Source organism: Kitasatospora sp. NPDC018058, from assembly GCF_044327205.1.
Classification (GTDB): Bacteria; Actinomycetota; Actinomycetes; order Streptomycetales; family Streptomycetaceae; genus Kitasatospora.
On record NZ_JBIRFA010000008.1, the window covers coordinates 127182 to 142759 of the forward strand.

Below are 15578 nucleotides of genomic sequence, written 5' to 3' on the forward strand. Positions count from 1 at the left end.
CCTTCGGCGTTCGCGGCTGCTACGCCGAGGCCGGCGGGTACAGCTGCGGCGGGATCCGCTCCGCGGCGGCGCGGTCCAGCAGCCACAGGGTGCGGCTGCGGCCGCGCGCTCCGGAGGCGGGCGCCTGGAGCTCGCCGGGGCCGGACAGGGCCAGCGCGACCGCGCCCGCCTTGTCCTCGCCGGCGGCCAGCAGCCAGACCTCGCGGGCCGCCCGGATCGCCGGGAGGGTGAGCGAGATCCGGGTCGGCGGGGGCTTGGGGGCCCCGCGCACGCCGACCACGGTCAGCTCGGTCTCCCGCACGCCCGGGTGCTCCGGGAAGAGCGAGGCGACGTGGGTGTCCGGGCCGACGCCGAGCAGCAGCACGTCGAAGGCCGGGACGCCGAGCCGGTCGCCCGGCCCGGCGGCCTTCGCCAGCTCCTCCGCGTAGCGGGCGGCGGCCGACTCCACGTCCGAGCCGTCCACCTCGTCCGAGGCGGGCATCTCGTGCACCCGCGCCGGGTCGAGCGGGACGGCGTCCAGCAGCTCGGCGCGGGCCTGGACGGCGTTGCGGTCCGGGTCGGCGGCGGGCACGAAGCGCTCGTCGCCCCACCACAGGTCCAGCCGGCCCCAGTCGACCGCGTCGCGTGCCGGGGAGGCGGCGATCGCGGCCAGCAGGGCGTTGCCGTTTCGCCCGCCGGTGAGCACCACCGAGGCGGTGCCGCGGGCGGCCTGGGCGTCCACGATCCGGGTGATCAGCCGGGCCGCGGCCGCCTGGGCCATCAGCTCCTTGTCCCGGTGGACGACCAGCTGCGGGGGCGTGGCGGTCATGCGCTCCCCTTGGCGGCGCGCTTGCCCGGGGCCTTCTTCGCGGCCTTCTCCGCACCGTCGGCGGCCACCTGGGAGGGGTTGGCCACCGTGGCGTCGGTGACGGCCTGGGCAGCCTGCTCGGCTGCCGTCTGCTCGGCGCCCGCCGGCTCGCGCAGCCGCTCGACGGGCGTGCGCACGGCCGTCGCGTAGATGTCGTCCGGGTCCAGTCGGCGCAGCTCCTCGGCGATCAGCTCCGAGGTTTCGCGCCGCTTGAGCGCCACCTGGCGGTCCGGCGAGCCGGGCATGGAGAGCGTGCCCATCAGGCCGTCCGGGCGGTCCAGGGTGATGTCCCCGTCCTTGGTCCGCAGGTGCACCGCGGTGATGCCCGGGCCGCCGGTGACGACCCGCTCGACCGGCACGTGCAGCCGGTTGGTCAGCCAGAGGCCGAGCAGCTCGACGCTGGGGTTGTAGGACTCGCCCTCGACCGCCGCGGAGATGATCCGGGACGGCCGCTGGTCCAGCGCGGCGGCCAGCATCGAGCGCCAGCCGGTGATCCGGGTCCAGGCCAGGTCGGTGTCGCCCGGGGTGTAGCTCTCGGCCCGCTGGGCGAGCTGGCCGACCGGGGACTCGGCGGTGACCGCGTCGGTGATCCGGCGCTGGGCGAGCGACCCCAGCGGGTCCTGCGCCGGGTGCAGCGGCGCGTTGTCCGGCCACCAGACGACGGTCGGGGCGTCCGGCAGCAGCAGCGGCAGGACCACCGACTGGGCGTGCGCGACGAGTTCGCCGTGCATGCGCAGGATGACCGTCTCGCCGGAGCCGGCGTCCGAGCCGACCAGGATCTCGGCGTCCAGGCGGGTCTCGGCACGGGCCCGGGGCGAGCGCCCGGCGCGCTTGATCACCGCGAGGGTGCGCATCGGGTGCTCGCGGGAGGCGTCGTTGGCGGCCTTGAGGGCGTCGTAGGCGCTGCCCTCGTCGGTCACGATCACCAGGGTGAGCACCATGCCGGCGGCGGTGGAGCCGCTGGTCCGGCGCGCCTCCATCAGCGCGGCGTTGATCTTGCTGGACGTCGTGTTGGTGAGGTCGATCTTCATGGCCGGCGCCAGCTCCTGCCGTCTCGTGCGAGCATCTCGTCCGCCTCGGCGGGGCCCCAGGTGCCCGCCGCGTACTGGGCCGGCTTGCCGTGGGAGTCCCAGTACCTCTCGATCGGGTCGAGGATCTGCCAGGAGAGCTCGACCTCCTGGTGACGCGGGAACAGGTTGGCGTCGCCGAGCAGCACGTCGAGGATGAGCCGCTCGTACGCCTCCGGGCTGGACTCGGTGAAGGACTCGCCGTAGGCGAAGTCCATCGTGACGTCCCGGACCTCGAAGGAGGTGCCCGGCACCTTGGAGCCGAACCGCACCGTCACGCCCTCGTCCGGCTGGACCCGGATGACCAGGGCGTTCTGCCCCAGCTCCTCGGTCGCGTAGGAGTCGAACGGCAGGTACGGGGCGCGCTGGAAGACCACCGCGATCTCGGTGACCCGGCGGCCCAGCCGCTTGCCGGTGCGCAGGTAGAACGGGACGCCCGCCCAGCGGCGGTTGTTGATCTCCAGCTTGATGGCCGCGTAGGTGTCGGTCTTGGAGTCGGGGTTGATGCCCTCCTCGTCCAGGTAGCCGACGACCTCCTCGCCGCCCTGCCAGCCGGCCGCGTACTGGCCGCGCACGGTGTGCTGACCGAGGTCGGCCGGGAGCTTGACGGCGTTGAGCACCTTGAGCTTCTCGGCCACCAGCGCCTTCGGGTGGAAGGACGCCGGCTCCTCGATGGCGGTGAGCGCCATCAGCTGCAGCAGGTGGTTCTGGATGACGTCACGGGCGGAGCCGATGCCGTCGTAGTAGCCGGCCCGGCCGCCGATGCCGATGTCCTCGGCCATGGTGATCTGCACGTGGTCGACGTACGACCGGTTCCAGATCGGCTCGAACATCTGGTTGGCGAAGCGCAGCGCCAGGATGTTCTGGACCGTCTCCTTGCCCAGGTAGTGGTCGATCCGGAAGACCTCGTCCCGGGGGAAGACCTCGTGGACGACCTTGTTGAGCTCCTGGGCGCTCTCCAGGTCGTGGCCGAAGGGCTTCTCGATGACGGCGCGGCGCCAGGAGCCCTGCGGCGGGTCGGCCAGGCCGTGCTTCTTGAGCTGCTGGACGACGGTCGGGAAGAACTTCGGCGGGACGGACAGGTAGAAGGCGAAGTTGCCGCCGGTGCCCTGGGCCTTGTCGAGCTCCTCGATGGTGGCGCGGAGCTTGTCGAAGGCCTCGTCGTCGTCGAAGGTGCCCTGGACGAAGCGCATGCCCTTGGCGAGCTGCTGCCAGACCTCCTCCCGGAACGGCGTCCGGGCGTGCTCCTTGACCGCGTCGTGCACGATCTGGGCGAAGTCCTCGTCCTCCCAGTCGCGGCGGGCGAAGCCGACGAGCGAGAAGCCCGGCGGCAGCAGACCGCGGTTGGCCAGGTCGTAGATCGCCGGCATCAGCTTCTTGCGGGACAGGTCGCCGGTGACCCCGAAGATGACCAGGCCGGACGGCCCCGCGATGCGCGGGAGCCGCCGGTCGGAGGGGTCACGAAGCGGGTTGACGGGGGCGGGCGGGAGGTCGTCTGCGTCCGATTCCGGAGTCAACTCAGGGAAATCAGTGCTCACTTGATGGGCTCCGCTTTCGTGCGTTGGCTGTGAGCAGGGGTCACTTCTGGTCAGCGAAGGACGCGAGCGAGGCGGTGACGGTGTCGAGCAGTTCCTTCCAGGACTGCTCGAACTTCTCCACGCCCTCGTCCTCCAGGACCTGGACCACGTCGTCGTAGTCCACGCCGGCGGCCGCGATGGCGTCCAGGACGGCCTTGGCGTCGGCGTAGTTCGGGACGATGGTGTTGCCGGTGACGACGCCGTGGTCGCCGGTGGCGTCCAGGGTGGCCTCGGGCATCGTGTTCACGGTGCCGGGGGCGACCAGCTCGGTGACGTACAGGGTGTCCGGCAGGGCCGGGTCCTTGACGCCGGTGGAGGCCCAGAGCGGGCGCTGCGGCTTGGCACCGGCGGCCTCCAGGGCCTTCCAGCGGGCGCTGCCGTCGGTCTTGCCGTCGACCGAGCCGAAGACCTCCTCGTACGCCTGGTAGGCGAGGCGGGCGTTGGCCAGGGCGGCCTTGGAGCGCAGGTCCTTGGCGTCGCCGCCGATCTTGTCCAGGCGCTTGTCGATCTCGGTGTCCACGCGGGACACGAAGAAGGAGGCGACCGACTCGATCTGGGAGAGGTCCAGGCCCTTGGCCTTGGCGGCCTCCAGACCGGTCAGGTAGGCGTCCATGACGGCCTTGTAGCGGTCCAGGGAGAAGATCAGCGTGACGTTGACGCTGATGCCCAGACCGATGACCTCGCTGATGGCGGGCAGGCCGGCCTTGGTGGCGGGGATCTTGATGAAGACGTTCGGGCGGTCGACCAGCCACCACAGCTGCTTGGCCTCGGCCACGGTGGGGGCGGTCTCGTGCGCCAGGCGCGGGTCGACCTCGATGGAGACCCGGCCGTCGCGGCCGTTGGAGGCGTCGTAGACCGGGCGCAGCACGTCGGCGGCGTCGCGCACGTCCGAGGTGGTGATCATGCGGATCGCCTCGTCGGTGGTGACCTTGCGGACCGCGAGGTCGCGCAGCTGGCCGTCGTAGGAGGTGTCGCCGCTGCCGGCGATGGCCTTCTGGAAGATGGTCGGGTTGGTGGTGACGCCCACCACGTGCTTGTTCTGCACCAGCTCGGCCAGGTTGCCGGAGTTCAGCCGCTTGCGGCTGAGGTCGTCCAGCCAGATCGCAACGCCTTCGTCGCTGAGGCGCTTCAGTGCGTCAGTCATGGTGCTTCAGTCCTTCGTCTTCTTCTGCTTCGTGGAGTAGTCAGAGGAGCCGGGCCGTCGACGTGCGGGTCTCGGGCCCGGCTGTCATCCCGCACTCGCGGCCAGGGTGGCCCGTGCGGGTGGGAACCGTTAGCGGTTGACGGCTTCGAGGGAGCGCAGGGCGTTGTGGGCCTCGGCCACCACGCGCTCGGCGGTCAGGCCGAACTCCTCGAACAGCACCTTGTAGTCGGCGGAGGCACCGAAGTGCTCCAGCGAGACGATCCGGCCGTGGTCGCCGACCAGCTCGCGCCAGCCCTGGGCGATGCCGGCCTCGACCGAGACGCGGGCCTTGACGGACGGCGGCAGCACGCTGTCACGGTAGGCCTGGTCCTGCTCCTGGAACCACTCGAAGGACGGGACCGAGACCACACGGGTGGCGATGCCCTCGGCCTCCAGGACCTCGCGGGCCTGGACGGCCAGCTGGACCTCGGAGCCGGTGCCCAGCAGGATCACCTGCGGGTCGCCGTTGGAGGCCTCGGCCAGGATGTAGCCGCCCTTCGCGGTGCCTTCGGCGGAGGCGTAGACCTCGCGGTCGAAGGTCGGGACGTTCTGGCGGGTGAGCGCCAGGCCGACCGGGCCGGGGTGGGTGGTCTGGCGCTCGATGACGGTGCGCCAGGCGACGGCGGTCTCGTTGGCGTCGGCCGGGCGGACCATGGCCAGGCCCGGGATGGCGCGCAGCGAGGCCATGTGCTCGACCGGCTGGTGGGTCGGGCCGTCCTCGCCGAGGCCGATCGAGTCGTGCGTCCAGACGTAGGTGACCGGCAGCTTCATCAGCGCGGCCAGGCGCACGGCCGGGCGCATGTAGTCGGCGAAGACCAGGAAGGTGCCGCCGTAGACGCGGGTCTTGCCGTGCAGCGCGATGCCGTTCATGGTCGAGCCCATGGCGTGCTCGCGGATGCCGAAGTGAATCGTCCGGCCGTACGGGCTGGCGGACTTCAGCGGGTTGCCCTCGGGGAGGAAGGAGCTGTCCTCGTCGATGGTGGTGAGGTTGGACTCCGCGAGGTCGGCCGAGCCGCCCCACAGCTCCGGGATCACCGCGCCGAGCGCCTTGAGGGTCTCGCCGGAGGCCTTGCGGGTGGCGACGTCCTTGCCGGCCGGGAAGGAGGGGACGGCCTTCTTCCAGCCCTCGGGCAGCTCGCCGGCCTGGATGCGGTCGAACTCGGCGCCGCGCTGCGGGTTGGCGGCGCGCCAGGCGTCGAAGGACTGCTGCCACTGGTCGCGCGCGGCCTTGCCGCGCTTGATGACGAGGCGGGCGTGCTCGATGACCTGGTCGCTGACCTCGAAGGTCTTCTCCGGGTCGAAGCCCAGGACCTTCTTGGTGGCGGCGATCTCCTCGGCGCCGAGCGCGGAGCCGTGCGCCTTGGCGGTGTCCTGGGCGTTCGGGGCCGGCCAGGCGATGATGGTGCGCATCGCGATGATCGACGGGCGGGAGGTCTCGGCCTTGGCGGCGGCCAGCGCCCCGGCGAGGGCCTCGACGTCGATGTCGCCGTTGGCCTTCGGGGTCACCCGCTGCACGTGCCAGCCGTAGGCCTCGTAGCGCTTGAGGACGTCCTCGGAGAAGGCGGTCTCGGTGTCACCCTCGATCGAGATGTGGTTGTCGTCGTACAGGGCGACCAGGTTGCCCAGCTTCTGGTGGCCGGCCAGCGAGGAGGCCTCGGCGGAGATGCCCTCCTCCAGGTCGCCGTCGGAGACGATGGCCCAGACGGTGTGGTCGAAGGGGGACTCTCCGGCCGGGGCCTCCGGGTCGAACAGGCCGCGCTCGTAGCGGGCGGCCATCGCCATGCCGACCGCGTTGGCGATGCCCTGGCCGAGCGGGCCGGTGGTGGTCTCGACGCCGGCGGTGTGGCCGTGCTCGGGGTGGCCGGGGGTGCGGCTGCCGCCCACGCGGAAGGCCTTGAGGTCGTCCAGCTCCAGGCCGTAACCCGAGAGGTACAGCTGGGTGTAGAGGGTCAGGCTGGTGTGCCCGGGGGAGAGGACGAAGCGGTCGCGGCCGGCCCAGGCCGGGTCGGTCGGGTCGTGGCGCAGGAAGCGCTGGAAGATCAGGTACGCCGCGGGGGCCAGCGACATGGCCGTCCCGGGGTGTCCGTTGCCGACCTTCTGGACAGCGTCCATGGCCAGGACGCGCGCCGTGTCAACCGTGCGCTCGTCCAGTTCCGTCCACTCGAATGCGTTCGTCGGCGCAGTGCTCACCCTGTCTCAGGGCTCCTTCCATTGTGAAGAGTGACCCCGTGAATGGGGACCGGGTCGGCCACGGCGCTGTGGTCCCGACTGTGGGTGGTGCCGGTCACGGAGGGTAGATCCCGCTTCTGCGTGCGAGCCTACCGTCCGGCCCGGGGCTCACCCTCCGTGGCGAGACAACCGGGATTTCCGCATGGTGATTCCCACTAGGGCGTTCTGACTGATTTTGTCCCAGGCTCCCCCGGTTTGCCGCCCCACGCCGCCCGGGTCGTCGGCACGGGTCGTGGGGGCGCGCCGGAAGCGGTTCGTGGCTTCACCCAGACGGTTCACTCCGGGGTGCGCCATCCGCCTCGTCGGGGACCCCGGAGCCGGATGGGATATATGGAGCGTCTATGGTGGCGTGGTACGCGCAGAGCGGACGATTCGGGACCCTTCGTTCCTGTGGACGCCTGCGAGGATTCATCTTCAGTTGGGGTGTTAGTGACCGCCGTCGAAACCCGTCCCGCCGGGGTCACCGGGGCGACGCCTGCGCATCACCGGCCGATCGGAGCCCGTGTCGGCGCCTTCGTCGCACTGACCAAGCCTCGGATCATCGAGCTGCTGCTGATGAGCACCGTGCCGGTGATGTTCCTGGCCCAGCAGGGTGTGCCGGACATGCTGCTGGTGCTGAAGGTCGTGGTCGGCGGCTACCTCTCGGCGGGCGGCGCCAACGCCCTCAACATGTACATCGACCGCGACATCGACGCGCTGATGTCCCGCACCGAGCGGCGGCCGATCGTCACCGGGATGGTGTCGCCGCGCGAGGCGCTGGTGTTCGGCGTCGCGCTCGCGGTCGTCTCCACCCTGCTGCTGGGCTTCGGTGTCAACTGGCTCTCCGCCGGGCTGGCGCTGGGCGCCCTGCTGTTCTACGTGTTCGTCTACACGCTGGGGCTCAAGCGGCGCACCTCGCAGAACATCGTCTGGGGCGGCATCGCCGGCTGCATGCCGGTGCTGATCGGCTGGTCCTCGGTCACCGACTCGGTGTCCTGGGCCGCGGTCGCGCTGTTCCTGGTGGTGTTCTTCTGGACCCCGCCGCACACCTGGGTGCTGTCGATGAAGGTGCGCGACGACTACCTGCGCGCGGGCGTGCCGATGCTGCCGGTGGTCAAGGGCAACGTCGCGGTCGGCAAGCAGGTCGTCGCCTACTCCTGGGTGATGGTGGCGACCTCGCTGGCGGTGTGGCCGCTGGGGCACATGAGCTGGCTGTACCCGGTGGTGGCGGTGGTGCTCGGCGCGGCGTGGCTGCGCGAGGCGCACGCGCTGTACGGCCGGGCCAAGGCCGGGATCGTGGGCGCCAAGCTGAAGGAGATGCGGCTGTTCCACTGGTCGATCACCTACCTGTCGCTGCTGTTCGTGGTCTGCGCGATCGACCCGTTCGTGAAGTAAGGCTGAAGCGGAGAGAGCCCCGGTCCGACGGATCGGGGCTCTCTCGCGTCCGGGGCGCCGTCGAGTTCTCGAACCGTCTCAGCGGGCGGGCAGTTCGGAGGGACCGACGTGGCCGTCCAGCCAGTCCTTGAGCGGCTGGGAGGCGCGTAGGAAGGCGGTGATCCGGGCGTAGGCGGTCCGGGTGCCGAGCCACTTCGCGGGCGCCCACTCCTGCCAGGCCACCAGGCCCTTGTGGCGCAGCAGCTCGATCCTCGGGTGGTCCTTGGGGAAGCCGCGCGGGGCGGACTTGAGGGAGTCCCGGCCGAACACCTGCGGGCCGTCCTTCTCCACCGTGGCGATCACCCGCTCCAGCTCGGCGCCGCTGACGTCCTCGGCGACGGCGGCACGGTAGCGCTCCAGCTGGTCCGGGGCGAGGCGGTACATGCCGTTGCCGCAGACCAGTCCATCGGCGGAGAGCTGGATGTAGCCGCCGGTCTCCAGGTGCGCGCCGATGTGCGTCTTGTACGGGGACTTGTCGGCGCTGAAGCGGATGTCGCGGTTCGGGCGGAAGATCTTCCCCGGACCGAACTCCGGCTCCAGATCGGCGAGCAGCAGCTCCATCGGGGCCCGTACGGCGTCGTCGTACTGCTCCTTGTGGGCCTGCCAGAAGGTCTTCGAATTGTCGGCCTCCAGGTGCTCGTAGAAGTCGAGCGCCTCGGCCGGCCAGCCTTGGAACGTCACGTCTCCAGTATGTGGCCCGGTGCACAGGCCGCTCCCGTCGCCAGCGCGTCTACCGGTGGGTAGCATGCGGGCATGAGCAGCGCAGAGACCGCCACCGCCGCCGCGCCGGACGCCCGTACCGAGCGCCGCGCCAAGCGCATCGCCAAGAACCTGACCAGCTTCGCCCAGCAGCACGGCGGCAGCGCCGACGCGGTCGTCGAGTACGTCGGCGCCGTGGCCACCCGGATCGTGGTGGTCGGCGCGGACGGCGCCTGGGGCGACCAGGTGGCCCCGAGCTACGCCGTCGGCCGCCGGGCCGCCGAGCTGGCCGGGCTGACCCTGCACGACGACTTCGAGGGCGAGCTGGGCCTCAAGGTCAAGACCGGCGCGTACGAGTGGAAGCGGATGGCCGGCATCCAGCTCGGCGGCTGATCCTCGGCTTTGGTACACGGCGACGGCCCGGCTCCCCCAGGTGGGGGAGCCGGGCCGTCGTCTTCAGATGGGCAGGTTCCAGCCCGGCCCGTCCTCGCGCCCGATCCACACGCGTTGTCCCGAGCCCGAGACGGTGATCCCAAAGCCTTCCTGGTGCGGCTGGCCCGCGTCCTGCCAGGCTTCGACGGCACTTTCCACCAGGTCCCAGAGTCGGAGCGGGCCGCGCTGGACCACGGTCCACCCGCCTCCCGGGTTGGGCACGGTCCGGGCCTGCGATCCCGTGGCCACGTCCCAGAGGATCTGCTGCCCGCCCGCTCCCATCCGCTCGGCCGAGGGCGCTGCGAGTTGCGCGACCCAGTTGCCGGTCCAGGTGCCGATGATCTCGGGGTCGATCCGGGTCGGGCGTTCGTCTCCGGGTAGCAGCGACAGGCTTTGGCGGGGTGGCCGGTCGTGGGGTCGGGCGATCATGAAACTGGTGTAACCGGGCAGGAAGCGGCCAGTGGCTTCTCCGGGGCCGGTCACGACCAGCAGCGCGAGACCGAAGCCGAAGGACCAGCCGGACAGCGTGACCAGGATCCGGCCGCCGGGCTTCACCTGGTGCAGCCACGGAAGCGGGACGTAGCGGACCGAACAGGTGGCGATGAGCCGGTCGTACTGATCCCCGTCCGGGTCGCCGAGCAGCCCGTCTCCGATGATCAGCCGCGGGGAGTACCCGGCCGCCTTGATGGCGGCGGCGGCAGCCTCGCCCACCTTCGGGTCGTATTCGATGCTGGTGAGGTTGGAGTCGCCGAGTCGGTGGGCGCCGAGGGCGGTCGAGTAGCCGGTTCCGGTTCCGATCTCCAGGACCCGGTGCCCGGCCTCGGTGCCGAGCTGGTGCCACATGCGCAGAACCAGGGACGGCAGGGTGGACGACGAGGACGGGGCCCCGGTCGCGGTGCCGCCGGTCACGTCCTCGGGGCGTGTCCGTCCGTCGAGTTGGGTGATCAGCGTCTCGTTCGAGTAGACGTGCTCCAGCCAGCCGGGCTCGCCCTTGAACACGGGCCGGTAGGCGGTTGGATTGCTTCCCGGGACCGGCAGGAAGAACGACCCTGCGAACAGTTCCCGGGGGACCGCTCTGGCGGCGCTCTCCCATTCCGGGTCGGTGATCCTGTCATCCCCGGTGAACGCGTCGACCAAGGCGGCGCGGAGCTGATCCGATGTGCTCACGTACCGGAACCTTTCACTAGCTGGTCGGCGATGGCGTGGGCGATCGCCGTGGTGGTCTCGGCCGGCTGCCATGCCCACTGGCCGTTCGGGTTGCACTCAAGGAAGTACCAGTCCCCGGCGGAGGTCATGGCGAAGTCGAACGCGCCGTACACCAGGCGGAATTCGCCGAGGTAAGCGGCGATCGAACGTGCGACCGGCTCGGGGATGTCGATCGCCGTGCAGGTCATCCGGTCCTGCCGCTGACGCCAGTCGAGATCAGGGCTGTCGATCCGGACACCGAACAGGCGGTCGCCGACGGCGGTCACCCGTACGTCGAAGGCCTTGTCGACCTTGGCTTGGAACATGTGCGGGCACACGCTTACTGCTGCCGTGATTTCGGCCTCGGACACCTCACGCACCCACACGGCGTGGGGTTGCCCGTTGACCGAGTAGGGGGTGTTCCAGAGCGGCTTGTAGACCGCCCCATCGGTGTGGGACGTCACGAACTCCCGCGCCTCGTGCTCGTTGTCCGTGATCACCGTGTCGGGGACCAGGAACCCGAAGCGCTGCGCGGCGGCAAGCTGCGCCGGTTTGTGCTCAGCGGCGCGGTTGGCCCACGGGTGGTTCACGTAGTGCGCGTCGGGGAGTGACGCGAGGATGCCACCCGCGCCCCAGAAGCACTGCGAGGCGGCGAACCGGCGGTCCTGCCCGTCCAGGTCGGGCGGGCCTTCGTAGGGCGAGGCCCGGCGCACCCAGACGGACCGGACTCCGGAGAGATCGAGTTCCCGGCTGGCGGTGTGCAGGGTGCCCCGCTGGTCGCCCGTGCGGTACGCGGCGGTCAGCGAGGCACCCGTGTGCAGGTCAGTGCCGGGATCGAGACGGACCACCGGAACCCGGCGCTCCGCGAGCACCCGCAGTACCGCATCCGCTGTCACGTCAAGGGGATTGGTCAGTACCAGCACCGACCCGCTTCGGTTGCCCATCAGCCAGAACTCTGGTCCTGGTCGTAGGACTCGGTGCTGTCGGCGTCGGTGGCCCCGCCCGGCCCGGCCCCGTCGCCGGGCGAGGTGGTGGTGGGCGTGAGTCCGCTGGTGCTGGTGCCGTGCGCGCCCATCTCGACCGTGCGGCCGTGCTCGTCCACGAACACGGCGACCTGCGTTTCGGGGTCGATCACGGGCGTCAGGGCGGGGATCGGGCTGGACTCGGGGTACGGCCCCATGCGGGTGGTGCCCCACGGTGCGGTTGTCATCTGTACTGCGCCTCCTGATTCATGGTGGTGCGAGGTGATCCCGCCCGCGCCGCCGGCCCGGCGGCGCGGGCGGGAGTTCAGTGGGAGCGATTGATCAACACCAGGGCCGCGACGACGACGTGCAGCCCGGCAGCGGCGGATACCCCGTAGGCGGCCCAGACCTGTGTCGGATCAGGGGCGGACGGCGGCGCATCGTCGGAGTCGTAACCGTCGTCCGGCGGCTGCCAGTTCACCGGGAAGTCGGCATGGAAACGGCGAGGTCGGCGTGGACGACCTTCCCGAACGGGAGGGCCGTGACGCCCCAGCGGCCGTGAGTGAGCCGGTGGACCATCGCCAGACCCCGGCCCGACGTGGCGTCGGGCCCGGCCTGGATCATCACGGGCATCGAGCGGGAACCGTCACCGACGAGGATGCGGACGGTGCGGTCGGTCGGGCGGCGCACGGCAACGACCATGCGCGTCTGGCAGCCGGTCTTGATGGAGTTGGTGGCCAGCTCGCTGACGATCACCGAGGCGTCGTCCACCAGGTCGTCCCGCCCCCACTCCCGCAGCTTCGCCACGACGAACCGGCGCGCAGCGGCCACCGATTCCGGCAGGTAGGGCAGCAGCAGGCTGGCGACCGGCATCGAGCTGGCGTAGGGAGGCGCGTGAGCCTCCAGCAACGCATGCGGCATGGCAACTCCAATGTGAACTGGCCCGACCGGCAACGGGGTCGAGTACCTAATTCGGCTGAGGATCCGGGCATTCGAGGGCCGCGTGCTGCTTCGTCGGAACTACGATTTCCGAGCCGCATCACGGCCCCGCGTCGCATCTACGACGCTACGCTGCGTGACGCACCGGTCCGACGGACCGCCAGTACGAGTTACCCGGCCGATCAAGGCCAGGGGGAGTCCCGATGGCTGCGCAATCGCCGACGAGGCGAGAAACAACACTGACTGGGAGTCGGCCTTCACCTGAGCGGGAACCGGAAGGTGCCATCGCCGGCTATCTCTTCAAGGTCATTCGCGAGCAGATCCCGCGGACTCAGGAGGAGTTGGCGGAGGAGCTTGGTGTCGACAAGAGCACTCTCCAGGGATGGGAGTCCGGACGGCGTCCGCTGTCGTCCACCAGAGCGGGCAACCTCGTGGCGATGCGCCGCAAGCTGATCATTCTCGGTGCCCCGCCGGGCTTGGTGGACATGCTCTCCACTGCGATGGACGCTGACCTCCTCCTGGGCGAGATTCTCAGAGCGGAGCCGATCAGGGCCCGGCTTCGTGAACACCCGCTCGCAGGATGGGTTCTTACGCGAGACACCACGCACATGATCGGCTGGGCGGTCAGCGGAGTCCTCCCCGGAGTGGTCGCCGCGTACTCGACGATTCCGGTCGCGCGACGTGGGCCGGTTGCGTCGTCGCCTCTACTCGAACCCGGGCTGCGAGAACGGTTCTTCCAGAAGGTCCGGACTGCCTCGGATGTGGCAGGGCAGGCTGGATCGGACGCGGCTCTTCTGCGTCGACAAGCCTGGTACCTCGCTTCGTACGACCGGCAATGGGATGCTGCGAATTGGTTTGATGGATTGCGCCGCAGGGGTGCGTTGACTGCGACTGTCGATGGCTGGTCTCCACGATGGGCCGAAGCGAGATCGGTTGCGGCGGCGTTGGCTCGTCAGGGCGACCCGACTTTGCTGGGGGACTTCATCAACAGATCCATCGCCGACCATGACCAGGCCGAGGCAGCCAACCTGAACTACTGGGCGCATTGGCTCGGACTCGACCGCCGCCCTCAGACGGATGACTGTTTCATGGCTGAGCGTGACCGACCAGCCTGGGACGCCTCGGCGCTCCTACGGGAACTCGCCGTGCGGCTCGACCGGGCCGTTGAGTACACCGATTTGTACGTTCATTCCGTCTGGGCCCTGGTCCTCTCTCGCCGGAACCTGCTCGACTCCGATCCTTATGTGGCACGGGAATTGGCTGGAAGAGTTGGCGTTCTGCTCGATGATGGAACTCTGTCTTCCGAGTCCCGGCGCAAGTTGGAGTCCGTGTACTACGGTCTCCGGACAGGCGGTTACCGCGTTTGAGAGAGGGCGGCCATGGCAGAGAACGGGCAGGCGAAGGGCACTGCGGGATACCTGTTCGAAGCGGGGATGCTCAAGCGGGCGAAACGGTCGGGCTGGTGGATCGCCGGGGTGAAGGACCCCGAGACGATCGCTGAACACTCCTTCCGTACCGGTGTCGTTGGTGCGGTCCTCGCGATGATGGAGGGTGCCGACCCGGCGAGGGTCGCCCTGCTGTGCCTTTTCCACGACACGCAAGAAACTCGCATCGGCGACATCCCGCACATCGGCCGGCGATACCTCACCGCGGCCTCCAACGAGCGGGTAACTGCCGACCAGGTCAGCGCCGCTCACCCCGCTGTTGTAACCGGGGTCAACGCAGTCGTCGAGGAGTATGAGAACGGTGAGAGCCCGGAGGTGGTTGTCGCGCACGACGCCGACAAGCTCGAATGCCTCCTCCAAGCGGTCGAGTACCGGGAGCAGGGCTACCAGAACGTCCAGCCCTGGATCGACAGCAGCCTCGGCAGCCTGAAGACCGACTCTGCCCGGGAACTCGCCGAGGCAGCTCTCACCATGACCTCGCTGGAGTGGCAGAAGGTCTATCTCGGGTCCTCCGCGCATGGGTGACAGCGTCGGGGCGGCCACGCCTCTTCACTCGGTGTCCGTCGCGGGGGTGGTGGTGCGCGAGGACGGCCGGGTGCTGGCGATTCGCCGGGCTGACAACGGGATGTGGGAGCCGCCGGGCGGGGTGCTGGAGCTGGCGGAGTCCGTTGAAGACGGCGTGCGCCGCGAGGTCTACGAGGAGACCGGGATCAAGGTCGGCGTGGAGCGGCTGACCGGCGTCTACAAGAACGTGAGCCGAGGGATCGTCGCCCTCGTCTTCCGCTGTCGACCGGAGAACGGGGCGGAGCGGACCTCGGACGAGTCGGTCGAAGTCGACTGGCTCACACCGGACGAGGTCTCCGACCGCATGGCCGAGGTCTATGCCGTACGTGTCCTGGACGCGCTTCGGGACGACACGGCACCAAGCATCCGAACCCACGACGGCCGACACCTGCTGTGACAATGTCGATTCGCCCGCTGGCGGCGAACAGGTGGGTTACGTAGAGGCCCCCATCCCGAGGGGGCCTCTACGTAAAAACGTCTTCACCGAGCCGCTGCGCGCAATCCTCGGACGCGCCAACGACTCCGAGTACCTGCGGACGATCGTCAACGGCGGTGGCCTCAAGGACCTGTACGGCGAGGTGTCGGCCGAGTTCACCCCAGAACACCACCTGCGGCGGGTTCTGCGACTCCTGCGGTCTGCTGTCCAACCGCTGGCGCAACCGAGCGCGGCCTGCCGCCGGTTGTCCGGCTGCCGATCATCCCCATCCAGGATCTGCTCCGGCGCCTCCCGGCGGCCGGGTAGCCGACGAAGGACACCCACCGCAATGACGACCCCTACAACCACAGCGCACATCCTCCGTCACGCTCTGGCGCAGGCGGCGGCCACCGACGCCGATACGATCCCGAACGACGCACACCTGCAGCACGATCTCGGGATCGACAGCCTCGCCCTCCACGAGCTCGTCGTCACCCTGGAGACGCGCCTGAACATGGTCATCCCGGACGAGGAGGTCGGCCGCCTGCACACCATCGGCGACCTGAACGACCTGCTCGCCCGGCACGGCCACCCCACCGGAGAGGGCACCACCGCGTGAGC

17 protein-coding genes are annotated in these 15578 nt (G+C 70.0%); 6 read left to right on the forward strand and 11 right to left on the reverse strand.

Annotated elements, in window-relative coordinates:
* Nucleotides 1-19 precede the first annotated feature (19 nt).
* The 5 genes from pgl to tkt all read right to left on the reverse strand — a co-directional run bounded on the left by pgl (nt 20) and on the right by tkt (nt 6864).
* A complete protein-coding gene (gene pgl, locus ACH4E7_RS13555) occupies nt 20-808 on the reverse strand; it encodes a 6-phosphogluconolactonase (protein ID WP_396249205.1) in 789 nt (262 codons plus the stop codon).
* Entirely contained in the window at nt 805-1878 is a 1074-nt protein-coding gene (gene opcA, locus ACH4E7_RS13560; RefSeq protein ID WP_396249206.1) for a glucose-6-phosphate dehydrogenase assembly protein OpcA, read from the reverse strand. Before opcA ends, pgl begins: the two co-directional genes overlap by 4 nt.
* A complete protein-coding gene (gene zwf / locus ACH4E7_RS13565; protein ID WP_396249372.1) occupies nt 1875-3431 on the reverse strand; it encodes a glucose-6-phosphate dehydrogenase in 1557 nt (518 codons plus the stop codon). The genes opcA and zwf overlap by 4 nt, the downstream gene beginning before the upstream one ends.
* Before the next feature lie 61 nt (nt 3432-3492).
* A complete protein-coding gene (tal, locus tag ACH4E7_RS13570) occupies nt 3493-4635 on the reverse strand; it encodes a transaldolase (RefSeq protein ID WP_396249207.1) in 1143 nt (380 codons plus the stop codon).
* Between the two features lie 129 nt (nt 4636-4764).
* Nucleotides 4765-6864: a transketolase gene (gene tkt, locus ACH4E7_RS13575; protein ID WP_396249208.1), complete on the reverse strand. Its 2100-nt coding sequence runs from the start codon at nt 6862-6864 to the stop codon at nt 4765-4767.
* A 462-nt stretch (nt 6865-7326) separates the two neighbouring features.
* Between tkt and ACH4E7_RS13580 the strand changes: the two genes are divergently transcribed.
* Complete coding sequence (locus ACH4E7_RS13580; RefSeq protein WP_396249209.1) at nt 7327-8277, forward strand: heme o synthase; 951 nt, start codon at nt 7327-7329, stop codon at nt 8275-8277.
* Between the two features lie 78 nt (nt 8278-8355).
* Here the strand turns inward: ACH4E7_RS13580 and ACH4E7_RS13585 are convergent, their stop codons facing one another.
* Entirely contained in the window at nt 8356-8997 is a 642-nt protein-coding gene (locus ACH4E7_RS13585; RefSeq protein ID WP_396249210.1) for a DUF2461 domain-containing protein, read from the reverse strand.
* Between the two features lie 72 nt (nt 8998-9069).
* On the opposite strand from ACH4E7_RS13585, the gene ACH4E7_RS13590 reads away from it, so the two are divergent.
* Nucleotides 9070-9408, forward strand: coding sequence for a hypothetical protein (locus tag ACH4E7_RS13590; protein WP_396249211.1), 339 nt, complete (start codon nt 9070-9072; stop codon nt 9406-9408).
* Between the two features lie 63 nt (nt 9409-9471).
* On the opposite strand, the gene tgmC is transcribed toward ACH4E7_RS13590, so the two are convergent.
* From tgmC to ACH4E7_RS13615, 5 genes are all read right to left on the reverse strand, one after another.
* Nucleotides 9472-10614, reverse strand: coding sequence for an ATP-grasp peptide maturase system methyltransferase (gene tgmC, locus ACH4E7_RS13595; protein WP_396249212.1), 1143 nt, complete (start codon nt 10612-10614; stop codon nt 9472-9474).
* Complete coding sequence (gene tgmB, locus ACH4E7_RS13600) at nt 10611-11576, reverse strand: ATP-grasp ribosomal peptide maturase (protein WP_396249213.1); 966 nt, start codon at nt 11574-11576, stop codon at nt 10611-10613. The genes tgmC and tgmB overlap by 4 nt, the downstream gene beginning before the upstream one ends.
* A complete protein-coding gene (tgmA, locus tag ACH4E7_RS13605; protein WP_396249214.1) occupies nt 11576-11842 on the reverse strand; it encodes a putative ATP-grasp-modified RiPP in 267 nt (88 codons plus the stop codon). Before tgmA ends, tgmB begins: the two co-directional genes overlap by 1 nt.
* A gap of 77 nt (nt 11843-11919) precedes the next feature.
* Entirely contained in the window at nt 11920-12075 is a 156-nt protein-coding gene (locus ACH4E7_RS13610) for a hypothetical protein (protein ID WP_396249215.1), read from the reverse strand.
* Nucleotides 12072-12467 (reverse strand): ATP-binding protein, encoded by a 396-nt coding sequence (locus ACH4E7_RS13615; RefSeq protein WP_396249216.1) that lies wholly within the window; start codon nt 12465-12467, stop codon nt 12072-12074. Before ACH4E7_RS13615 ends, ACH4E7_RS13610 begins: the two co-directional genes overlap by 4 nt.
* Before the next feature lie 269 nt (nt 12468-12736).
* Between ACH4E7_RS13615 and ACH4E7_RS13620 the strand changes: the two genes are divergently transcribed.
* The 4 genes from ACH4E7_RS13620 to ACH4E7_RS13635 all read left to right on the forward strand — a co-directional run bounded on the left by ACH4E7_RS13620 (nt 12737) and on the right by ACH4E7_RS13635 (nt 15576).
* The gene (locus ACH4E7_RS13620) at nt 12737-13900 is read left to right on the forward strand and encodes a helix-turn-helix domain-containing protein (protein ID WP_396249217.1); all 1164 of its coding nucleotides are present in this window, start codon (nt 12737-12739) and stop codon (nt 13898-13900) included.
* A gap of 12 nt (nt 13901-13912) precedes the next feature.
* Entirely contained in the window at nt 13913-14503 is a 591-nt protein-coding gene (locus ACH4E7_RS13625) for an HD family hydrolase (RefSeq protein ID WP_396249218.1), read from the forward strand.
* Nucleotides 14496-14939, forward strand: coding sequence for an NUDIX hydrolase (locus ACH4E7_RS13630; RefSeq protein WP_396249219.1), 444 nt, complete (start codon nt 14496-14498; stop codon nt 14937-14939). The genes ACH4E7_RS13625 and ACH4E7_RS13630 overlap by 8 nt, the downstream gene beginning before the upstream one ends.
* 367 nt (nt 14940-15306) lie before the next feature.
* Nucleotides 15307-15576, forward strand: a complete 270-nt coding sequence (locus ACH4E7_RS13635; protein ID WP_396249220.1) for a phosphopantetheine-binding protein — start codon at nt 15307-15309, stop codon at nt 15574-15576.
* Nucleotides 15577-15578 lie beyond the last annotated feature (2 nt).